Genomic DNA, 20,757 nt, shown 5'->3' with positions numbered 1-20,757 from the left:
CCGCCGTGGTCGACACTGGGACCATGGAGCTCACCGCACGACCCGTGGAGACCTGGCTGACCGACATGGACGGCGTCCTCGTCCACGAGGAGGTGCCCATCCCCGGGGCCACCGACTTCATCGAGGCGCTCAAGGCCTCCGGTCGCCGCTTCCTGGTGCTCACCAACAACTCGATCTACACCCCGCGCGACCTGCGGGCCCGGCTGCTCGGCAGCGGCATCGACGTGCCCGAGGAGGCGATCTGGACCTCGGCGCTGGCCACCGCCCAGTTCCTGGCCGACCAGCGCCCGCACGGGACGGCGTACGTCGTGGGCGAGGCGGGGCTGACCACGGCGCTGCACGACATCGGCTACGTGATGACCGACCGCGCGCCCGACTACGTGGTGCTGGGGGAGACCCGGACCTACTCCTTCGAGGCGATCACCAAGGCGATCCGGTTGATCGCCGGGGGCGCCCGCTTCCTCGCCACCAATCCCGACCCCAGCGGGCCCAGCCAGCACGGGCTGCTGCCCGCGACCGGGTCGGTGGCGGCGCTGATCAGCACCGCGACCGGGCGCACGCCGTACTTCATCGGCAAGCCCAACCCGCTGATGATGCGCAGCGCGCTCAACCGCATCGACGCCCACTCGGAGTCGACGGTGATGGTCGGCGACCGGATGGACACCGACATCATCAGCGGCCTCGAGGCCGGGCTGCGGACGGTCCTGGTCACCACCGGGTCGACGCGGCCCGAGCAGGTCGAGACGTTCCCCTACCGCCCGACGTCGGTGGTCGACTCCATCGCCGACCTGGTGCGGCACGTCCTGCCGGGGGAGTGACGTGGACGTCGCGCAGGTCCGGTCGTCGTTCCCCGCCCTCGCCGACGGCCTCGCCCGCTTCGACGGCCCGGGTGGCTCGCTGGTGCCGCTGGAGGTCGCTCGCGCGGTGGCCGCCGCGATGACCTCGGGCATGTGCCAGCGCGGCTCGGTGACCGCGCCGGAGCGGGCCACCGAGGCCACGACCGTCGGGGCGCGGGCCGCGATGGCGGGGTTCCTCGGTGCCGACGCCGGTGGTGTGGTGTTCGGCCGGTCGATGACGGCGCTCGCCTTCGACCTCGCCCGGGTGCTGGCCCGGTCGTGGGGTCCCGGCGACGAGGTGGTGGTGACCCGGCTCGACCACGACGCCAACGTGCGTCCCTGGGTATCGGCGGCGCGCGCCGCCGGCGCGACCGTGCGGTGGCTGGGCTTCGACCCCGTCACCACCGAGCTCGACGACGTCGCGACCGTGCTGTCGCCGCGCACCCGCCTCGTCGCCGTGACCGGTGCGTCCAACCTCTTCGGCACCCGCCCCGACGTGCGGGCGGTGGCCGACGCCGCGCACCAGGTCGGGGCGCTCGTGCACGTCGACGCCGTCCACCTCGCCGCGCACCTGCCGGTGTCGATCGCCGACCTCGGGGCCGACGTGGTGACCTGCTCGCCGTACAAGTTCTTCGGGCCGCACCTCGGGGTGCTCGCCGCCGCCCCGGCGCTGCTCGAGACGCTGCACCCCGACAAGCTGCTGCCCTCGACCGACGCCGTGCCCGAGCGGTTCGAGCTCGGCACCCTGCCCTACGAGCAGCTCGCCGGCGTCACCGCGGCGATCGACTTCATCGACGCGATCGGCGGCATGGCGGCGGTCGCCGAGCACGAGGACGCGCTGCTCGCGCGGCTGCTCGCCGGGTTGGGTCGGATCCCGCACGTGCGGGTGCACGGCTCGCCCGCGCGGCGTACGCCGACGGTGCTGCTGCACGTCGACGGCCGCCCCGGCGAGGAGGTGCGCGTCGCGCTCGCCGAGCGCGGCGTGGTCGCCCCTGCCGGCAGCTTCTACGCGCTCGAGGCCTCGCGGCACGCCGGCCTCGGCGACACCGGCGGCGTGCGGGTCGGGCTGTCGCCGTACACCGACGACGGCGACGTCGACCGGCTGCTCGAGGGGCTGGCCGGGCTCGGCTGAGCCGCTCAGTGGGGGCGGGTGCCATCCTGGGCCGGTGTACGCCGACAACAAGCCGTGCGAGGTGTGTGGCTCCGACGTGGAGCTGAAGGCGCGCCAGGGCACCGCACCGATCGCCCAGGCCGACCCCGACGGCACCGTCGACCAGCGGGTCTGCACCAACCCCGACTGCCCGAGCAACAGCGGCGAGGACGACGCGCCGCGGCCGTAGGGGGTGGGGGCCGGGGTTTTGCCCGTGAAGTTCAGACTTCCCCGGCTCACCGGTGAAATCTCGGCCCCCGGCGACCCTCACCCCACCAGCCGCGCCAGCGTCACCCCGAAGTCGCGGGCGGGGTCGGTGAACAGCTCGACCGTCTCGAACCCGGCGGCGTCGAGCTCGGCGCGGATGCCGTCGGGGCGGAACTTGCTGGAGATCTCGACCTGGATCTCCTCGCCGGCGGCCAGGTCGAGCTCGAGGTCGGCGCCGGGGAGGGTCACGTGCTGGGGGGACTCGACGCGCAGGCGCAGGTCCATGCGCTCGAGGTGGCCGTCCCACAGCGGCACGTAGGAGAACGCGCCGAGGTCGAAGTCGGCGCCGAGGTCGCGGTTGAGCACGGCGAGGCTGTTGCGGACGAACCGGTCGGTGACGCCGCCGGGGTCGTGGTAGGCCGCCACCAGCCGGTCGACGGGCTTGACCAGGTCGGTGCCGAGCAGCAGCGAGTCGCCGGGGTCGAGGGAGTCGGCGAGGGCGCCGAGGAAGGCGCCGCGCTCCTCGACGTAGAGGTTGCCGATGGTGCCGCCGAGGAAGGCCACCAGCCGCCGCTCACCGGGCTCGTTGGGCGGCAGGTGCCCCAGGTGCAGGGTGAAGTCGCCGACCACCGCCTCGACCGCGAGCCCGGGGTAGCGCTCGGCGAGCAGCGCCGCGGCCCCGCGCAGGGTGCCCTCGGACACGTCGAGCGGCACGAACCGGCGCAGCCGCCCGGCCGCGGCGAACGCGTCGAGCAGCGTGCGGGTCTTGTCGCTGGTGCCCGACCCGAGCTCGACGACGGTGGTGGCGCCGCTGGCCGCGACGATGTCGCCGGCGTGCGCCCGCAGGACGGCCCGTTCGGCCTCGGTCGGGTAGTACTCCGGCAGCCGGGTGATCTCGTCGAAGAGCCGTGACCCCTCGTCGTCGTAGAGCCACTTGGGCGGCAGCCGGAGCGGGTGCGACCCGAGCCCGCGCCGGACGTCGTCGACCAGCGAGCCTGCGGCGAGGTCGGGGTCGAGGACCACCGAGACCGTGAGGCCGCTCATCGGGCGGCCCGCGCGGCCCGCGGTGCGCCGCCGTCGGCCAGGCGGACGCCGGAGACGGCCCACCGGGCGTGGTGGGGGTAGAAGTTGCGGTAGGTCGTGCGGGCGTGGCCGGGCGGCGTGAGGGCGCAGCCACCGCGCAGCACCATCTGGTTGCTCATGAACTTGCCGTTGTACTCGCCGATCGCGCCCGCGGGCGGGTGGAAGCCGGGGTAGGGGTGGTAGGCCGACGCGGTCCACTCCCAGCAGTCGCCGAGCACCTGGCGCAGGCCGCCGGTGGCCGGACCGGCGGCCCGCGGGTGGTGGGACGGCTGGCCGGGGCGTCGAGGCGCTCGTCCCTCGGGCACCTCAGCCGCCGTCGTCGAGACCACGGCGTGCTCCCACTCGCCCTCGGTGGGCAGCCGCTTGCCGGCCCAGGTGGCGTAGGCCTCGGCCTCGTAGAAGCTGACGTGGCACACGGGGGCGCCGGGGTCGACCGGCCAGGTGCCGTGCAGGGTGTGCTCGAGCCAGGTGTCGTCGTGCCGGGTCCAGTAGAGCGGGGAGTCCCAGTGCTCTGCGTTGACCCGGCCCCACCCGTCGGAGAGCCACAGCTCGTGGCGCCGGTAGCCGCCGTCGGCGATGAAGTCGAGCCACTCGCCGTTGGTCACGAGCCGGTCGGCCAGCCGGTAGGGCTCGAGCCACTGGCGGTGGCGGGGGAGCTCGTTGTCGAAGCAGAAGCCGCCCTCGGTGACGGGGTCGTGGCCGACCTCGACCAGGCCGCCCTCGACGTCGACCCAGCCCAGCTCGTCGGGCTCGGACCGGGGCGCGGGGGTGCCGGCGTAGACCGGCTGGAGCGGGTTGCGCGAGAGCACGTGCTTGATGTCCATCAGCAGCAGCTCCTGGTGCTGCTGCTCGTGGTGGAAGCCCAGCTCGATCGTCGGACCCAGCTTGTCGACCGTGCCCTGGTCGAGGCGGGAGAGGAGGTCGCGGACCCGGTCGTCGACGTTGGCGCGGTAGTCACCGACCTCGTGGACACCGGGCCGGGTGACCAGACCGCGGTCGGGGCGCGAGAACCGCGGCCCGAGGGTCTCGTAGTAGCTGTTGAACAGAAACCAGTACTGGTCCTGAAAAGGCGAGAAGCCGACCTCGTGGTCGGCCAGCAGGAAGGTCTCGAAGAACCAGGTGACGTGCGCGCGGTGCCACTTCGTCGGCGAGACGTCGGGCATCGACTGGACGGTCTGGTCCTCGGGGGAGAGCGGGGCGGCGAGGCGCTCGGTGTGGGCGCGCACCTCGTCGTAGCGCTCGATCAGCGGGGTGGGGTCGTCGATGGTGGAGACCCACTCGGCAGGTGTCTGGACGGTCATGGTGACCACTGAACACGAGGCCACCGACAAGTTCGACCCCCTACGGGGAGGGCGTCACAGGAACGTCATGCCCTCGCCGCGGTACGTCGGCACCGACGCCACCACCGCGTCACCGGTCTCGCCGCCGACCAGGTGGAGCACGTCGACCCGCTCGCACAGCTCACCGGCCTTGGCGTGCCGGAACCACACCCGGTCGCCCACGGCGAGCCCGTCGGCGGCGGCGCCCCGCAGCGGCGTCTGCACCTCGCCCGCGCCCTCGGTGCCGAGCAGCCGCAGCCCCGCGGGGTACGTCGGCACCGGGAGCCGGTCGGGTCCGGCCGCGCCGGAGGCGACCCACCCGCCCCCGGCGACCGTGACCAGCCCGGGTCCCGGGCGGCGGGTGACCGCCAGCCCGAACAGCGCCGCCGGGGCCGGCGTGAACGCGTCGTAGCCGTCGAAGAGCGCGGGCGCCAGCAGGCCGGAGCCGGCGGCGACCTCGGTGACGGAGGTGTCGGCGACCGTGGTCTCGAGCGACCCGGTGCCCCCGCCGTTGACGAACTCGAGGTCGGCGACCTCGCGCACCGCGGCGACCACGGCGCCGCGCCGCTCGGCCAGCTCGGCGACCGAGACCCGCTTGAGCCGGCGTACGGCGGCCCCGCGCAGGGCGCCGAGCACCCCGCCCGCGGGACGGTCCTGCAGCCCGGCGACCTGGCCCTCGTAGGCCATCAGGCCGACCAGCGCGAACATCGGGTCGTCGGCCACGGCCCGCGCCAGCGCGACCGCCTCGTCGACCCCGTGCACCGGCGAGCGCCGCGGACCGAGGTGCACCCGTCCCGACAGCAGCCGCAGCGACGCGTCGAGGTCGAGGCAGACCCGCACCGGCACCTCCACCTCGGCCACGGTGGCGCGCACCAGGTCGAGCGACTCGACCGAGTCGACCATCACGGTCACCCGCTCGAGCAGCACCGGGTCGGCGGCCAGCTCGCGCAGTGCGGCGCGCTCGGCGGTGGGGTAGCCGACCACGACGTCCTCGTGCTCGTCGGCCAGCCAGAGCCCCTCGGCCAGGGTGAACGCCAGCACGCCGGCGTAGCCCTCGTGGTCGAGGACGCGGTCGAGCAGCGCCCGGCAGCGCACCGACTTGCTGGCCACCCGGATCGGGGTGCCGGCGGCCCGGCGGGCCAGGTCGTCGGCGTTGGCGTCGTACGCCGTGAGGTCGACGACGGCGACCGGTGCGTCGAGGTGCTGCGTCGCGTGCTCGACCCGGGCATGCTGGCTCTCCATGACGGCGAGTCAACGCAGCCCGGGCACCTGGCGCAACTGGGCGGGCAACCAGGGCGCCGACGGCATCGAGGTCGTGTCGCCCCGCGACGCCCAGGAGGTCGCGACGGTCCTCGCCGACGCCGCCGCCCGCGGACGCCGGGTGCGACCGATCGGCAGCAGCCACTCCTTCACCGCCATCGGTCAGCCGGTCGACGTGCAGCTGCGGCTCGACCGGCTCGACCGGGTGCGGCGCGCCGACGCCGCCACCGGCCTGGTCACCGTCGGGGCCGGCATCCGGTTGGCGGCGCTGAACCGGGCCCTCGACGCCCTCGGCCTGGCGATGACCAACCTCGGCGACATCGACGCGCAGACCCTCGCCGGGGCGATCTCGACCGGCACCCACGGCACCGGCGCGCGGTTCGGCGGCCTCGCCACCCAGGTCCGCGGCCTGGTGCTCGCGCTGCCCGACGGCTCGACGCTGAGCTGCTCGGCGTCGGAGAACGCCGACGTCCTCGCCGCGGCCCGGGTGGGCCTCGGCGCGCTCGGGGTCGTCACCGAGGTCACGCTGCAGTGCGAGCCGGCGTACGGCCTGCACGCCCGCGAGGGCGGCAGCACGCTCGACGCGGTGCTGGAGCGCTTCGAGGACGACTGCGAGACCACCGACCACGCCGAGTTCTACTGGTTCCCGCACACCCGCAAGGCGCTCACCAAGCACAACACCCGCGTCGGCCTCGACGACCTGCAGCCGCTCTCGTCGCGGCGGGCGTGGTGGGACGACGACTTCCTCAGCAACACCGTCTTCGGTGGCGTCGTCGGCGCCGGAAGACGGGTGCCCCGGCTCGTGCGGCCGCTCGCGGCGGTGTCGGCGTCCGCGCTCGGGGCCCGCGAGTTCAGCGACGTCTCCCACCGCGTGTTCACCTCCCCGCGCCGGGTGCGCTTCGAGGAGATGGAGTACGCCGTCCCCCGCGAGCACGGCCTCGACGTGCTGCGCGAGCTGGTCGCGGCCGTCGAGCGCAGCCGGTGGCGGATCGCGGTGCCGGTCGAGGTGCGGGTCGCGGCGGCCGACGACATCCCGCTCTCCACCGCCGAGGGCCGCGACACGACGTACGTCGCGGTGCACACGGCGCCGGGCAGCCCCGACCGCGCGGCGTACTTCGCGACGCTGGAGGCGATCGCCGGCGACGTCGGCGGCCGCCCGCACTGGGGCAAGCTGCACGGGCTGGACGCCGCCACCCTGAGCGAGCGCTACCCCCGGTTCGCCGAGCTCACGGCGCTGCGCGACCGGCTCGACCCGCAGCGGGTGCTCGGCAACGACCACCTCGCCCACGTGCTCGGGGCGTGACCCGGGCGGGACCCGCTCGTTGGAGCAGTGACCCGATCTCGTGGAGGACCGATGACCCGCCCCGCCCGTCTGCTCGCCGCCGTCACCTCAGCCGTCCTGGCCGGCGCGCTCCTGCTCGCGCCGACCACCGGTGAGGCCGCACCCGCCCAGCGCAAGACGTCCTGGACACCGGCCGCCCGGGCGACGATCACGCCGGGCGTCCAGATGTACACCGCCGGGGCGCAGTGCACGGCCAACTTCGTCTTCACCGACGCCGTCGGCGGGGTCTACGTCGGGTACGCCGCCCACTGCGCCGGCAAGGGCGCGGCCACCGACACCGACGGCTGCGGGACCCCGTCGCTGCCGCTGGGCACCAAGGTCGACTTCGTGCGGGGCGGCAGCCTGGTCAGCAACGGCACCCGCCTCGGCGGCGGCCGGCTGGCCTACTCCTCCTGGCTCACCCAGAAGAAGCTGGGCACCCGCGACCCGCAGACCTGCGCCTACAACGACTTCGCGCTGGTCAAGGTCAACCGCAAGGACGTGCGCAAGGTGAACCCGTCGGTGCCGTTCTTCGGCGGCCCCACCGGGATCGACCGCAACGGCGTCCGCGCCGCCGAGCGGGTCTACAGCTACGGCAACTCCAGCCTGCGCGGCGGGCTCACGGTGCTCTCGCCCAAGTACGGCGTCGGTCTCGGCGACAGCGCCGCCGACCAGGGATGGTCGCACCCGCTCTACACGCTCACCCCGGGCGTGCCCGGCGACTCGGGCTCGGGCTTCATGACCGCGGGGGGCAAGGCCGTCGGCACGCTCTCGACGCTGGGGCTCGCCCCGCTGCCGGCGTCGAACAACATCGGCGACCTCGCCAAGGAGCTGGCGTTCGCCCAGCGCCACTCCGGCATCAAGGGGCTGCGCCTGACCCGCGGCACGGTCCGGTTCCGCTCGGTCCTCTGATCGACCGCCCTCTCACCACCGGGCACATCTCGTCATCTTCGGGAGTCCGGCACGAAAGGGCATCCCAACGTTCCCTGAACGGGGCCTGAACGCTCGGCGGGGGACTCCACTTCGGGTGAATCGTGAGGTGGCGGGTGGTCTAATGGAGCCCGGCAGTGGGCACGACGTCCAAGGTCACGCGCGACAGGACGTCCGCAGCACACAACCCGGGAGCTCATCCAGATGGCACGCAGCACGACCCGCCTCCAGCGAGTCGCGACCGTCGTACCCCTCGCGATGGTCTCGGTCGCCTGGACGGCCCACCTGGCCGGCGCCGGCCCCGTGGTGCCCGCCGGCACCGCCGTCGAGCAACCGACCGACGAGCCCCGGACGCTGCCCGACGGCACCCGCCTGCCGGGCGCGCCGATCGATTACCCCGCCAGCCTGTCCGACCCCACCGAGGTCACCGCGACCGACGGCCGGTTCGCCCGGGTGGCCGCCACCGGCTCCACGAGCGACATCCCGCCCGCGGCGCTCGCTGCCTACCAGCGCGCCGAGACCGTCATCAACGCCGCCGACGCCACCTGCCGGGTGAGCTGGCAGCTGCTCGCCGCCATCGGCAAGGTCGAGTCCGACCACGGCCGCTTCGCCGGCGCCACCCTCGACGCCGACGGCGTCGCCAGCCCCTCGATCATCGGCCCCGTCCTCGACGGCCGCAACGGCACCGCGCTCATCCGCGACACCGACGCCGGTGAGTACGACGCCGACCAGCACCACGACCGTGCCGTCGGCCCGATGCAGTTCATCCCCTCCACCTGGGCGGTCGTCGGCGTCGACGCCGACAACGACGGTCTGCGCAACCCGCACGACATCGACGACGCCGCGCTCGCCGCCGCGGTCTACCTCTGCTCCGGCACCGAGGACCTCTCCGGCACGACCGGCCAGCGGCTCGCGGTCCACCGCTACAACCACAGCGACGCCTACGTCGACCTCGTGCTGTCGCTCATGAACGGCTACCTCGAGGGCGACTTCACCTCCGGCCCGTCCCCGGTCCTCAACGCCCGCACCGGCCAGCTCGGCCCCCTGGTGCCGATCGCGGGCGACCGCGGCGCGTCCGCCCGCGTCAGCGACATCGAGACGGCCGCGGCCCCCCTCCACGGGTTCGGCGACGCCGACGGCGGCGGCCGCGGTGAGGACGTCCCCGAGGCGGGCGCAGACCCCGCCGGTCCGGGTACCCCCGGCCCCGGCTCCGGCCCGACCACGCCCGGTGACGCGCCCACCGCCGACCCGGTCCCCACGACCGGCGGGCCCGTGCAGGCACCCGTCGACCAGCCGACCGAGCCCACCGAGCCCGCTGAGCCCACCGAGCCCGCTGAGCCCACCGAGCCCGCCGAGCCGACCGAGCCGCCGCCGCCCGTCGAGACGGTCGAGCCGACGTCGCTGACGCCCGAGGAGGCCGCGGCCTACTGCGCCGACGACCTGGCCCTGGTCGACGACCCGGCCCGGACCGACGACGACTACGACGCCTGCCTCGTCGAGTACACGCTGCCCGGACAGGGCCCGGCCGCGCCCGAGCCCACCGCCGCCGCGCCGGTGGGCGCCGAGGCCCGGCGCGACTGACGCCGCCCCGGGGCCGCCGCGTCGAGCGACCTGCTAGGAATGGCCCATGGCCACTACTGCCCTCGGCGGCACCCCCTGTCACACCGTCGGTGAGCTCCCCGCGGTCGGCTCGACCGCCCCGGCGTTCACCCTGACCGGCTCCGACTTCGGCGAGGTCACCCTCGCCGGCGGCACCCGCACCATCCTCAACATCTTCCCCAGCGTCGACACCGGCGTCTGTGGCGCGAGCGTGCGGAAGTTCAACGAGCTCGCCGCGTCCCTCGACGACACGACGGTCGTCTGCGTCTCGGTCGACCTCCCGTTCGCGCTGGCCCGCTTCTGCGGCGCCGAGGGCATCGACGGCGTCACCGCCGCCACGGCGTACAAGTCCACCTTCGGCACCGACTACGGCGTCACGCTCACCGACGGCAAGTTCGAGGCGCTGCTCGCGCGCTCGGTCGTCGTCGTCGACCGCGACGGCACCGTGATCTACCAGCAGCTGTCCCCCGAGATCGGCCAGGAGCCCGACTACGACGCCGCGGTCGCCGCGCTCGGCTGACCCGGGCACGCCTTAGCCGCGGGCCGCGATCGCCAGCAGGTCGCGCACCGGACCGGTGGGCGGACGGCGCCCGCCGAGCCAGACGGCGGTGAACGCCCGACCCAGGTCGAGCCCCGTCGTCGGCACCTCGACGAGCAGCCCGGCCGCCACGTCGCGCTCGGCGGCGCGGCCGCTGACGAACGCCGGCGGCCCGCCCGCCGCCACCGAGGCGAGCACCGCGGCCGTGGTGGTGAGCTCGGAGTCGGGCGCGACGGACGTCGCGCCGGCCGCGGCGAGCGCCTGCTCCCAGACCAGGCGGGTGCCGGAGCCGCGCTCGCGGGTGGTGAGGGCGCGCGCGGCGACCGCGCCCGGGCCCAGCGGCGTACGACGGCGCGCCCACGGGTCGTCGGGGGCCGCCACCAGGACCAGCTGGTCGGCGCCGACGACCGCGGAGCCCAGGCCGGCGAGGTCGCCCGGGCCCTCGACGAACCCGACGTCGGCCTCGCCGGCGCGCACGGCCGCCAGCACGGCGTCGGAGTTGGTGGCCGTCATGGTGGCGGCGACCGAGCCCTCGCGGCGCAGCCGCACCAGCCAGCGGGGGAGCAGGTGCTCGGCGACGGTCATCGAGGCGTGCACGTGCAGCTCGCGCGAGCGGTCCTCGCGCAGCGTCCGGATCGCCGCCTCGACCTCGTCGGCGCGCTCGAGCAGGTCGGCGGTCCACTCCACGAGCAGCCGCCCGGTCGGCGTGAGCGTCGACCCCGACGTCGCCCGCTGCACCAGGGCCAGCCCGGTGCGCGCCTCGAGCGCCCGCAGCCGCTCGGAGGCCGACTGCTGCGAGATGCCGGCCTCGCGCCCGGCGGCGCCGATGCTGCCGAGCCGGGACACGTCGGCGAGGAGTCGCAGCGACGGAAGGTCGGGCAGCACAGTCACAGGGTAGCCCTGTGAGCCCACAGCGACGCGGTGGCTACCGCGCGGCGCCGCCGGAGGCGACCGTGGAGGCATGCCGACCGGTCCCGTCCCGCAGTGGTTCACCTCCGTGATGGGCACCGGGATCCTCGCGGTCCTGCTCGCACCCCACGCGCCGGGCGTCGCCCTCGTCACCTGGCTGCTCGCGGCGGTGCTGCTGGGCGTCCTGGTGACCGCGTCCCTGGCCCACCCGCGTTCCTGGCTCGACCACCCGGTCCAGCGGCACTTCCTCGGGGCGCCGGCGATGGCACTGATGGCCGTCGGCGCCGGGGCCCTCGCCACCCAGGGGACGGCCCTGCCGGTGCTGCTGCTCGCCGGCCTGCTCTGGGCGGCCGGCACCGCCCTCGGCGTCGTCACCGCCGTCGTCGTCCCCCGGGCCTCGCGCGGCACCCCGCTCGCCGACGTCGGCCCGTGGTGGCTGGTGCCGGTCGTCCCCCCGACGGTGAGCGCCACCACCGGCGCCCTGCTCGTGCCGCACGTGCCGGCCGGCCCGGCGCGGACGGCGTTCGTCGTGCTGTGCTGGGCGCTGCTCCTGCTCAGCGTGGTCGGCACCACCCGGGTGCTCGCGCTGCTCGCGACCCGGCTGCGGCGCCACGGCCCCGGACCGGCCGCCGCCGCCCCGGCGTGGCTGATCGTGCTCGGGCCGCTCGGCCAGTCGGTGACGGCGCTGCACCACCTCGGCCCCGTGTCGGGCACCGCGTCGCTCACGTCGTACGCCGGTCCGCCGGTGCTGCTCGCCGCGCTGGCCTGGCTGGTGGTGGCGGCGGCCCACGTGGCGCGGTCGCGGCCGGCGTACACGCCGGGGTGGTGGTCGTTCACCTTCCCGGTCGCCACGGTCGCCTCCGGTGCGGGGGCGCTGGGCTGGTCAGTCGCGGCCGCGGTCCTCACCGTCGTCGTCGTGCTCGGCTGGGTGGCCGCCGCCGCCGGGACCGTGCGCCACCTGCGGCCCGGCGTCGGCGAGCACGGCGGTCGGCGTCTCCTCGGCGCGACCCCGTAGCCGCACGCTCCCGTGGCGGCGCCAGTGGCGCCCCTCGTCGTCGCCGGCGGCGTCGACGGCGGCCTGCGCCACCAGCACGCACCCCGGTGCGTCCTTGGCCAGGTCGGTGAGCCGGGAGGCGGAGTTCACGGCGTCGCCGATCACGGTGTACTCGAAGCGGCTGCGGTGGCCGACGTTGCCGGCCACGACCTCGCCCGTCGAGACCCCGATGCCGGCGCCGATCTCGGGCACCTCGACCGCCAGCCGCCGCGCCATCGCCCGGGCGGCCGCGAGGGCACGCTCGGCGTGGTCGGGCAGCTCGACCGGGGCGCCGAAGACCGCCAGGACGGCGTCGCCGATGAACTTGTTGACCAGGCCGCGGTGCCGGTCGACCTCGTCGACGACGACGCCGAAGAAGCGGTTGAGCACCTCGACGACGTCGGCCGCGGAGTGCTCGGTGGCGTACGTCGTCGAGCCGACGAGGTCGACGAAGAGGACCGACGCCACGCGGGTCTCACCGCCGAGCTCCACCGCGCCGGCGGCGGCCGCGGCGGCCACCTCCTGCCCGACGTGGCGGCCGAACAGGTCGCGCAGGTGCTCGCGCTCGCGCAGCCCGTGGACCATCTGGTTGAAGCCCGACTGCAGCAGCCCGAGCTCGGTGCCGTCGTAGACGGGGACCTCGCGGTCGAGGTCGCCGCGCTCGACGTCGAGGAGGGCGTCGTGCACCGAGAGCACGGGCGCGACCACCGACCTCGCGTTGAGCACCGTGATGAGCGACCCGAAGACCAGCACGACGCCACCGACCACCAGGACGACGACCGCCAGCTTGGTGAGCGAGGCGTCGACGCCGGCGAGCATCAGGACCGCCGAGAGCATGAGGCCCAGCACCGGCACCCCGGTCCCGACGCACCAGAAGATGATCATCCGGTCGCCGACCCCGACCCCACGGGGCCGGGCGCTCATCGGCTCGGCCGCCAGCGCGCGGGCCGAGAGCGGCCGCATCACGAACTGGGTGAACAGGTAGGCGACCCCGCACACGACGACGCCGGCGATCGCGACGGTCGCGAAGGTCGTCACCGCCCGGGCCGGCTGCAGCGCCACCGCGAGCACCGTGAACAGCGTCGCGGCCCCGCCCCACAGCAACCCCTGCACCTGGGTCAGCCGCAGCGGCACCTGCAGGGTGCGGCGGCGGTCCGCGGCGTCCGGCGCGCGCTCGGTGAGCGCCCAGCGCATCGCGCGCAGGGTGGTGGTCGTGCCCAGCACCGCGCCCAGGACGACGGCCACGGCGACGTACACCGGCACGGCGATGTAGAGGGACAGCAGCGTCCCGTCGGTGGGCGCCTGGGCCGGGACGACCACGCTCGAGACGACCACGACCACCACGGCACCCACGAGGTTGGTGGTGAGCAGCAGCGCGGTGAGCAGCAGCTGCACCCGGATGCGCAGCGCACGGACCGACTGGTCGGCGGGACCGAGCCAGCGCGACCCGAACGGGTTGCGCCGGGGGTCGTCCACGGCGCAACGGTAGTGCGCGGCGACGTCCGTCGACGGGCGGGCGCCCCTGTGACCAATCCGTCCGTAGGTTCACATCGAACCCGGGGGACGCCCCATACTGGTGAGCGCTGTGACGGTTGCCTCGATCCGGGAACGGGGCATGGGGACCGAAGGAGGGCGCGCGTCGTGAGCGGATCGACCCTTGCCCCGACCCGCGGTGGCAAGCGCGACCCGGACGACGAGCAGCCCCAGGCCGGGGCCGCCGACCAGGGGTCGTCGGGCCGGCCGTCGCTGGTCAAGAGCGCCCGCAACGCCGGCAGCGCCCAGTCCCGCGCCGAGTACCGCCCCGACATCGACGGCATCCGCGGCGCGGCCGCGATCATGGTGATGGGCTTCCACGCCGAGGTGCCCGGCTTCGGGGGCGGCTACATCGGCCTCGACCTCTTCTTCGTGGTCTCCGGCTACGTCATCACCGGTCTGCTGATGTACGAGTTCACCAAGACCGGGGGCATCAAGTGGGGCGCGTTCTACGCCCGCCGCGCCCGGCGCCTGATCCCCGCCAAGGCGACGATGATCATCGGCGTCCTGATCCTCAGCTACTTCATCCTCCCCCCGACCGCGGTCGGGGGCGACGGGCCCCTGCAGGAGACCGCCCGGTCGGCGGCCGCCGCCGCCGGGTTCGTCTCCAACTTCTTCTTCCTCGACGCCACCCAGTCCGGCGACGTCGACTACTTCGCCCACCAGCCCGGCACCGGCGTGCTGCTCCACACCTGGTCGCTCTCGGTCGAGGAGCAGTTCTACCTCGCGCTGCCGCTGGCCATCCTGGTGGCCTGGGTGCTGGCCAAGGTGCTGCGCGTGCAGGTCGTGCGGGTGCTGCTCGTGGTGACCGTGCTGCTCGCCGTGGCCTCGGCCGCGCTCGCGATCGCGTGGTCCGGCAGCAACCCCGACGCGGCCTACTACCTGCCGATCACGCGGGCCTTCGAGTTCCTCATCGGCGTCGCGCTCGCCCTCGTCGTACGCCGTGTCCGGCCGGCCGAGGACGTGCGCGAGGTGATGGGCCTGGCCGGCGTGGTCATCATCGGCTTCCTCCTCTGGCAGCCGATGCCGACCGAGGGCTACCCCAGCTACTGGGCGCTGCTGCCGTGCACGGCCGCGGTGCTGCTGGTGTGGGCGGGGGTAGGCGCCCCGACCGTCGCCACCCGGCTGCTGTCGATCAGGTTCCTCGTCGGGCTCGGCCTGGTCTCCTACGGCTGGTACCTGTGGCACTGGCCGTTCCTGGTGCTCGGCGAGTCGCTCAACCTCGCGCCGCCGCCGCTGGAGGCGCGGGTCGTGCTCGTGCTGGGGGCGCTGTTCGTCGCCTGGCTCAGCTACCGCTACATCGAGGGGTTGTTCTACAAGCGGTCCGGCACCGTCACCAAGAGCCGCACCTGGGGCTCGCGTCGGGTGATGATCAGCGGCATCCTGGCCATGTCCTGCGTGGCCGGGCTCTCCGGCGGGGCGCTCGCGCTCGCCGAGGAGGCCGAGACCTCGCCGCACTGGCAGTCGGTGGCCGAGCAGCTGTCCGACGTGCCCGACCTGCCCGAGGAGTGCCTGGGCGAGGCGACGTACATCCCCGACAAGCCGGGCCAGTGCGACCTGGTGCCGTTCGAGTTCGGCCGGCCCACGGTGATGCTGTGGGGTGACTCCCACGCCTGGATGTACATCCCCGCGCTCGAGGCGGCGGCCAAGAAGCGCGACGTCAACCTGGTCGCGTTCGTGATGGGCGCCTGCCCGATGTTCCTGCCCACCGAGACCGCCGCCGGCGCGTGCGCCCGCTCCAACCGCGCGGCCCTCAACTTCGCCGAGCGCCACGTCGACGACCGCGCGCCGCTGAAGATCATCGGCAGCTTCAGCTTCGAGACCTACCGGGGCACGCCCACCGTCGGCCTGGCCCAGGAGCGCGACCTCGACAACGCCAACGAGGAGTACATCGACCGGATGGCGGGCTACGTCGAGACCGGCACCCCGGCGCTGTTCCAGCGCCTCGGCGAGATCGAGGCCGACGTCGACATCGTCGGTCCGACGCCGATCATCCCGCGCAACGCCCCGCTCTGCGAGGCGATCACGCGCCCCTACTCCTGCGACGTCCCGCGCTCGCGGGCGATCAAGGACGAGGGCCAGAACCGCAGCTGGGTCAAGGGCCTGATGGCGCTCCTCGACGGCGCCACCGATCCCGACACCGACGAGCCGGTCGTCGTCACCACCACCGACGCCGACGTCAAGGGCGTCCAGCGCGCCGACGACGACGGCCCCACGCCGCCGCGGCTGATCGACGTCGCCGACGCGCTCTGCAACGCCACCACCTGCTTCGCCGAGGCGGACGGCATCACCTACTACTTCGACGACAACCACCTCAGCGCCAAGATGTCCCGGACCCTGAAGAAGTACTTCGTCCCGAGCATCAAGGAAGTCGCGGTACCGCCGACGTGACCGATCGTCCCCTGCGCGCCGTGCTGCTCCTCGTGGTGGCCCTGGCGGCGGTCTCCGGCGTGGCCTACGTCGCCCAGCAGTCGCTGTACGCGAGGCCGCCCGTCACCGACCTGACGCCCACCGGCTCCTCCGGGTCGGTCCCGGTGTCGCCGGCACCGGTCGACCGCCCGCCGCCGGTCGCACCCGCCGGCGCCTCCGGCGTGCCCCGGGTCGACCCCGACTGGCTGCGCCGCACCGCGAGCGCCGCCGGCCTGTCCGAGACCGCGCTGGGCGCCTACGCCCGTGCCGAGCTGACGACCGACGACGGCTGCGGCCTCGGCTGGACCACGCTCGCCGGCATCGGCTGGATCGAGTCGCAGCACGGCACCCTCGGCGGCCGCGAGCTCCTCGCCGACGGGCACTCGTCCTCCCGCATCCTCGGTCCCGCGCTCGACGGCGAGGGGCCGTTCGCCGCGATCCCCGCCACGGCGGGGTCGACCGCCTACCACGGCGACCCCGACTGGGACCACGCCGTGGGGCCGATGCAGTTCATCCCCAGCACGTGGGAGACCTGGGCCGCCGACGGCGACGGGGACGGCGTGAGCGACCCCAACGACCTCGACGACGCCGCCCTCGCCGCGGCCGGCTACCTCTGCGCCGGCGGTCGTGACCTGTCCACCGGGGAGGGCTGGACCGACGGCGTGCTCTCCTACAACCACGCCCGGGTCTACGTCGCCGACGTGCACGCCGCCGCCACGGCGTACGCCGACCGGACCCGGTGACCGTCGGGCGTCGGTGCCGAATGCCGGGCTCGGCTGCGCGACGGCGTCCGCGGTGTGATCATGGCTACACCATGAGAACTCGCTCCCTCACCGCCGCGTCCCTCGCCGCGCTCGTCACCGCCGTGGTCACGGCGCTGCTCGCGGCCCTCCTCGTGACGGCGTCACCGTCCGCCGCCCGCGCGGACGACCCCTCGCCGTCGGCCCGGGCCGGCAACCCCAGCCAGGACTTCCCCCGGATGCCGCGCCGCTGCGCGACGCCCAAGGAGAAGATCCCGTCGAAGCCGGTCGTGTGCGCGCTCAACCAGTACGACGGCAACCGGCCCTCGATCGTGATCTGGGGCGACTCGCACTCGTGGATGTTCATCCCGGCCCTCAAGGAGGCCGTGCGCGGCCGTGGCGTCAACCTGGTCGCCGTGATGATGGGCTCCTGCCCGCCGATGGACAACCAGGTGCGCCCCACCGCCTCGGCCCCCGCGTGCTTCCGCTCCAACGCCCTCGGCATCGAGGTCACCCGCCGGCTCGAGCGCGGCGACCAGCCCTACCGGATCGTCCTCGCCGGCAGCTGGCAGCGCTACGTGCACGCCAACAAGGTCGGCGACCGCTCCTCCTACGTCGGCCAGATGGCCAAGGCGATGCGCCGGGGGACGCCGCGACTGGCCCGCACCCTCCGCTCGATCGGCGCGAGGGCCGACGTCATCGGCCAGGTCGCGACGGTGCCCGCGCGGCACCGTAGCTGCCCTCAGGGCAACGACCCCTACGCCTGCAGCCTGCCGCGCAAGCGGTCGCTGCCGGAGGCCGCCGCGACGAAGCGCTGGGTGCGCGACGCGCTGCGCCCCGTGCTCGGCCCGCGCGCCCTGATCGACGTCAACCGGGTGTTCTGCACCTCCAGCGTGTGCCGCGGCAAGGTCGGGTCGGTGCGCACGTGGTTCGACGACCTGCACCTGTCGGCCACCCGGTCGGCCTCGCTGGCGTCGTACTTCGAGGCCACGGTCGACGCGGTCGCGCCGCCCGAGCCCTCGGTGCCGCCCTGCTCGATCCCGATCCTCTGCTGAGGTGGGCGCGGCGCGCGGCGGCGGGTTCAGCGCCGCCGAGATCACCGAGGCCTACGCCGCCCTGCACGTCCGCGTGCAGGAGCACGCGCGCACCGGTGACTGGGACGACTTCTGCCTGGGCTTCACCGAGGACGCCGAGTACGTCGAGCACGCGTTCGGGACCTTCCGTGGCCGCGACGCGATCCGCGAGTGGTCGGTGGCCACGATGACGTCGTTCCCCGGCTCGGTGATGACCGGCTTCCCGCTGGCCTGGCAGACCGTCGACGAGTCGACGTCGCGGCTGATCTGCGAGGTGCGCAACCTGATGCCCGACCCCGGTGACGGGTCGGTCCACGAGCAGTCCAACCTGACGATCATGACCTACGCCGGCGACGGCCTGTTCTCCCGCGAGGAGGACGTCTACAACCCGCTGCGCTTCATGCGGATGACGCTGCGGTGGGCCCGGGTCGCCGAGGAGCACGGCCGGTTGGGCGACGAGGGCCGGGCCTACGTCGCCCGGTTCGGCGGCTGACCGGCGTCGTCCGGCGTTCACCGGCCGGTCGCCTGGAGCGGTGACCCTGGACCGGTGACGAGGATCCGGGGCTGGGCGCTGACCGCGCTCGGCTGGGTCCTCCTGGTCGTCGGCGTCGTCCTGTTCCCGCTGCCCGGGCCGGGCCTGCTGCTCATGGCCGCCGGGATGGCGGTGCTCGCCGGGCAGCACGAGTGGGCCGAGCGACGGGTGGAGGCGCTGCGCGACCGGGCGCTCGAGAGCGCCCGTCGCGGGGTGGCCACCCACGCCCGGGCGTGGACCTCGATGGCCGTCTGCACGGCGCTGGCGGCGTCCGGCCTGCTCTGGGTCTGGGACCCGCCGCAGCCGGGGTGGTGGGTGCTGCCGGCGTGGACCTGGCTGCCGGGCGGGCTGTGGAGCGGCGTCGGCCAGCTGGTGTCGGGACTGCTCACCCTCGGCCTGGTCGTGTGGACCTACCGGTCCCGGTTGACCTCGTCTGGGATCATTCGTCCATGAAGTCGGCGGCGCGGCGGGTAGTGCTCGAGATCCTGGGCTGGGGCCTGCTCCTGGCCGGCATCGCGATGATCGCGCTGCCGGGCCCGGGGCTGCTCGGCATCTTCGGCGGGCTGGCGATCCTGTCCCAGCAGTACGAGTGGGCCGAGCGTCGCCTCGCCCCGGTCAAGTACCGCGCCTTCAAGGGTGCGGCCGAGAGCGTCGAGACGTTCCTGCGCATCGCCATCTCCTGCCTCGGCGTGCTCGGCCTCGTCGCCGTCAGCGCGCTGTTCCTGATCGAACCCGCCCAGCCGGGCTGGTGGCCGCTGCCCGACTGGACCTGGCTGCCGGGCGGGTTCTGGACGGGGGTGAGCCTGGTGCTCTCCGCCTTCATCGCGGCCGGCCTGCTCGTCTACTCCTACCGCCGCTTCCACGGCAAGCCCGAGGCCGTCGCGGCCCTCGAGGCCGACATCGAGGAAGCCGACGAGGACGCCAAGCTCCGCTGACCGGGGGTCGGCCGGGGGAGCGGTGAGGTAGGGACCGAACCCGGCGAGGGAACAGTCCCGAGGTCACCGCCGCCCAGGCGCGGCCCCGGGCCGGTGCCGCAGCACCTGGGAGAGCCGCTTCGAGCGTCGTACGTCGGCGGGGTCCACGGGACCATGCTCGCCCGGACGCCGGGTCCTCGGCGACCGCCCCACTCACAGCACCACCGCCGCCAGCCCCAGCCACGCCGCCAGCGCCTCGACCTCGGCGCCCACGTCGTCGCGGCACGCGGGCGACCACGGCTCGTCCTCGTGCACGGCGTCGACCCGCAGCTCACCGGCGTCGCGGTCGGCGACGGCGTCGAGCTTGCCGACGACGCGGTCGCCCCAGAGCACCGGCATCGCCCAGTAGCCCCAGCGGCGACGGGCGGCCGGCTTGTACATCTCCAGGTAGTACTCGGCCTCGAACAGCTCGGCCAGCCGCTTGCGGTCGGCGACCAGCCGGTCGAGCGGGGAGAGGATCGCCGCGCGTCCCTCGAAGGGGCCGGTGGCGTCGTCCAGCCAGGCGGGGTCGACCCGCCAGGTGCCCCGCACGCCCTCGACCACGGCGGCCTCACCGGCCGCGCCGACGCCGTTGGGCTCGGCGGGCACCTTGGCCGACCGGCCGCGGGCGATGCCGAGCGAGCGCAGCCGGCGCTCGTCGAGCAGCCGGTCGGCCTCCTCCGGCGACGGGACCGGGTCGTCGGGGTAGATGCGCTCGGCGAGGTCCCACAGCACCTCGCGGCCTCCCGAGCCGCCGCGGCCGGCGCGGGCGACCTCGCCGCGCTCGACCATCTGGGCCAGCAGCATCTTGACGTTCTTGTCGTTGTTCCAGCCGCTCGAGGGCCACGGCACCTCGCAGGTGTCGGGGATCTCCGAGACCGGCAGCGGCCCGTCCCCGCGCAGCAGCTCGAGCACGTCGCGGCGACAGGCGTCGTTGGCGGCGACCCAGCCGACCAGGTCCTCCTGCCACGGCCGCCACGGCTCCGGGCCCGGCCACTGCGCCATGTGGGCGCGGTGCAGGGCGAGGTCCGCCGCGGGCCGCGCGAGCTGGTGGTGGTCGATGAGCACCTGCTGGTCGAGCAGGTCGCGCAGCTCGCCCGCGTCGTACGACGCCCCGATCCGGCTCCACAGCACCAGGTCGGCGCTCGGGGCCACGTGGCGGGTCGGGTCGAGCTGCACGAACGTCAGGTGGCGCACCACCTCGAGCACGTCGGTCGGGCGCCCGGCGGTCAGCAGCTGCGCGCGGACGGCGACCCGGCGGGCCTCCGCGCGGGTGAGCGGGTGCGGGGCCACGAGCAGCGATCATGGCACCGGGCGGCGCCGTCCGCGACC

At 74.6% G+C, this 20,757-nt stretch carries 19 protein-coding genes and 1 pseudogene; 14 read left to right on the top strand and 6 right to left on the bottom strand.

Going from position 1 to position 20,757, the window contains the following annotated elements:
- Positions 1-23: 23 nt before the first annotated feature.
- The 3 genes from AC4MBH_RS23985 to AC4MBH_RS23975 are packed head-to-tail and all read left to right on the top strand — an operon-like array spanning position 24 to position 2,176.
- Entirely contained in the window at positions 24-818 is a 795-nt protein-coding gene (locus AC4MBH_RS23985) for an HAD-IIA family hydrolase (RefSeq protein ID WP_491797934.1), read from the top strand.
- Between the two features lies 1 nt (position 819).
- The gene (locus tag AC4MBH_RS23980) at positions 820-1,968 is read left to right on the top strand and encodes a cysteine desulfurase-like protein (RefSeq protein ID WP_491797933.1); all 1,149 of its coding nucleotides are present in this window, start codon (positions 820-822) and stop codon (positions 1,966-1,968) included.
- Between the two features lie 34 nt (positions 1,969-2,002).
- Positions 2,003-2,176 (top strand): hypothetical protein, encoded by a 174-nt coding sequence (locus AC4MBH_RS23975; protein WP_491797932.1) that lies wholly within the window; start codon positions 2,003-2,005, stop codon positions 2,174-2,176.
- Positions 2,177-2,253: 77 nt separating this feature from the next.
- Here AC4MBH_RS23975 and egtD read toward each other — a convergent pair whose 3' ends face one another.
- From egtD to AC4MBH_RS23960, 3 genes are read right to left on the bottom strand one after another with little or no spacing between them, the layout of a single operon-like run.
- On the bottom strand, positions 2,254-3,237 hold the full coding sequence (gene egtD, locus AC4MBH_RS23970) for an L-histidine N(alpha)-methyltransferase (RefSeq protein ID WP_491797931.1): 984 nt from the start codon (positions 3,235-3,237) through the stop codon (positions 2,254-2,256).
- Positions 3,234-4,577 (bottom strand): ergothioneine biosynthesis protein EgtB, encoded by a 1,344-nt coding sequence (egtB, locus tag AC4MBH_RS23965; RefSeq protein ID WP_491797930.1) that lies wholly within the window; start codon positions 4,575-4,577, stop codon positions 3,234-3,236. Before egtB ends, egtD begins: the two co-directional genes overlap by 4 nt.
- A 54-nt stretch (positions 4,578-4,631) precedes the next feature.
- Positions 4,632-5,837, bottom strand: coding sequence for an amino acid deaminase/aldolase (locus AC4MBH_RS23960; RefSeq protein WP_491797929.1), 1,206 nt, complete (start codon positions 5,835-5,837; stop codon positions 4,632-4,634).
- On the opposite strand from AC4MBH_RS23960, the gene AC4MBH_RS23955 reads away from it, so the two are divergent.
- The 4 genes from AC4MBH_RS23955 (at position 5,836) to tpx (ending at position 10,225) form a co-directional block, all read left to right on the top strand.
- A complete protein-coding gene (locus AC4MBH_RS23955) occupies positions 5,836-7,158 on the top strand; it encodes a D-arabinono-1,4-lactone oxidase (protein WP_491797928.1) in 1,323 nt (440 codons plus the stop codon). The genes AC4MBH_RS23960 and AC4MBH_RS23955 overlap by 2 nt on opposite strands.
- Positions 7,159-7,209: 51 nt before the next feature.
- A complete protein-coding gene (locus tag AC4MBH_RS23950; RefSeq protein WP_491797927.1) occupies positions 7,210-8,088 on the top strand; it encodes a hypothetical protein in 879 nt (292 codons plus the stop codon).
- A gap of 222 nt (positions 8,089-8,310) precedes the next feature.
- Positions 8,311-9,687 (top strand): lytic transglycosylase domain-containing protein, encoded by a 1,377-nt coding sequence (locus tag AC4MBH_RS23945; protein ID WP_491797926.1) that lies wholly within the window; start codon positions 8,311-8,313, stop codon positions 9,685-9,687.
- Positions 9,688-9,733: 46 nt separating this feature from the next.
- Complete coding sequence (tpx, locus tag AC4MBH_RS23940) at positions 9,734-10,225, top strand: thiol peroxidase (RefSeq protein WP_491797925.1); 492 nt, start codon at positions 9,734-9,736, stop codon at positions 10,223-10,225.
- 12 nt (positions 10,226-10,237) lie between these two features.
- Here tpx and AC4MBH_RS23935 read toward each other — a convergent pair whose 3' ends face one another.
- On the bottom strand, positions 10,238-11,128 hold the full coding sequence (locus AC4MBH_RS23935) for a LysR family transcriptional regulator (protein ID WP_491797924.1): 891 nt from the start codon (positions 11,126-11,128) through the stop codon (positions 10,238-10,240).
- Between the two features lie 76 nt (positions 11,129-11,204).
- On the opposite strand from AC4MBH_RS23935, the pseudogene AC4MBH_RS23930 reads away from it, so the two are divergent.
- Positions 11,205-12,044 (top strand): annotated as a pseudogene (locus tag AC4MBH_RS23930) (SLAC1 family transporter); the annotation flags it as partial.
- Here the strand turns inward: AC4MBH_RS23930 and AC4MBH_RS23925 are convergent.
- On the bottom strand, positions 12,036-13,661 hold the full coding sequence (locus AC4MBH_RS23925; RefSeq protein WP_491797923.1) for an adenylate/guanylate cyclase domain-containing protein: 1,626 nt from the start codon (positions 13,659-13,661) through the stop codon (positions 12,036-12,038). The pseudogene AC4MBH_RS23930 and the gene AC4MBH_RS23925 overlap by 9 nt on opposite strands.
- 165 nt (positions 13,662-13,826) lie before the next feature.
- Between AC4MBH_RS23925 and AC4MBH_RS23920 the strand changes: the two genes are divergently transcribed.
- The 6 genes from AC4MBH_RS23920 to AC4MBH_RS23895 all read left to right on the top strand — a co-directional run bounded on the left by AC4MBH_RS23920 (position 13,827) and on the right by AC4MBH_RS23895 (position 19,407).
- Positions 13,827-16,109 (top strand): acyltransferase family protein, encoded by a 2,283-nt coding sequence (locus AC4MBH_RS23920; protein ID WP_491797922.1) that lies wholly within the window; start codon positions 13,827-13,829, stop codon positions 16,107-16,109.
- Entirely contained in the window at positions 16,106-16,870 is a 765-nt protein-coding gene (locus AC4MBH_RS23915) for a lytic murein transglycosylase (protein ID WP_491797921.1), read from the top strand. Before AC4MBH_RS23920 ends, AC4MBH_RS23915 begins: the two co-directional genes overlap by 4 nt.
- Before the next feature lie 71 nt (positions 16,871-16,941).
- Positions 16,942-17,922, top strand: coding sequence for an SGNH hydrolase domain-containing protein (locus AC4MBH_RS23910; protein ID WP_491797920.1), 981 nt, complete (start codon positions 16,942-16,944; stop codon positions 17,920-17,922).
- A gap of 1 nt (position 17,923) precedes the next feature.
- Positions 17,924-18,433 carry a nuclear transport factor 2 family protein gene (locus AC4MBH_RS23905; RefSeq protein ID WP_491797919.1) on the top strand — a complete coding sequence of 170 codons (510 nt, stop codon included), beginning with the start codon at positions 17,924-17,926 and terminating at the stop codon, positions 18,431-18,433.
- A gap of 54 nt (positions 18,434-18,487) precedes the next feature.
- A complete protein-coding gene (locus AC4MBH_RS23900) occupies positions 18,488-18,925 on the top strand; it encodes a PGPGW domain-containing protein (RefSeq protein WP_491797918.1) in 438 nt (145 codons plus the stop codon).
- On the top strand, positions 18,922-19,407 hold the full coding sequence (locus AC4MBH_RS23895; protein WP_491797917.1) for a PGPGW domain-containing protein: 486 nt from the start codon (positions 18,922-18,924) through the stop codon (positions 19,405-19,407). Before AC4MBH_RS23900 ends, AC4MBH_RS23895 begins: the two co-directional genes overlap by 4 nt.
- Positions 19,408-19,599: 192 nt before the next feature.
- Here AC4MBH_RS23895 and AC4MBH_RS23890 read toward each other — a convergent pair whose 3' ends face one another.
- Positions 19,600-20,718: a DNA glycosylase AlkZ-like family protein gene (locus tag AC4MBH_RS23890; RefSeq protein ID WP_491797916.1), complete on the bottom strand. Its 1,119-nt coding sequence runs from the start codon at positions 20,716-20,718 to the stop codon at positions 19,600-19,602.
- Positions 20,719-20,757: the final 39 nt, after the last annotated feature.

The sequence above is a fragment of the Nocardioides sp. WJ219 genome, assembly GCF_058559815.1.
Note: the sequence above shows the minus strand (reverse complement) of the source record. Positions and strands in the feature narration are given on the sequence as shown.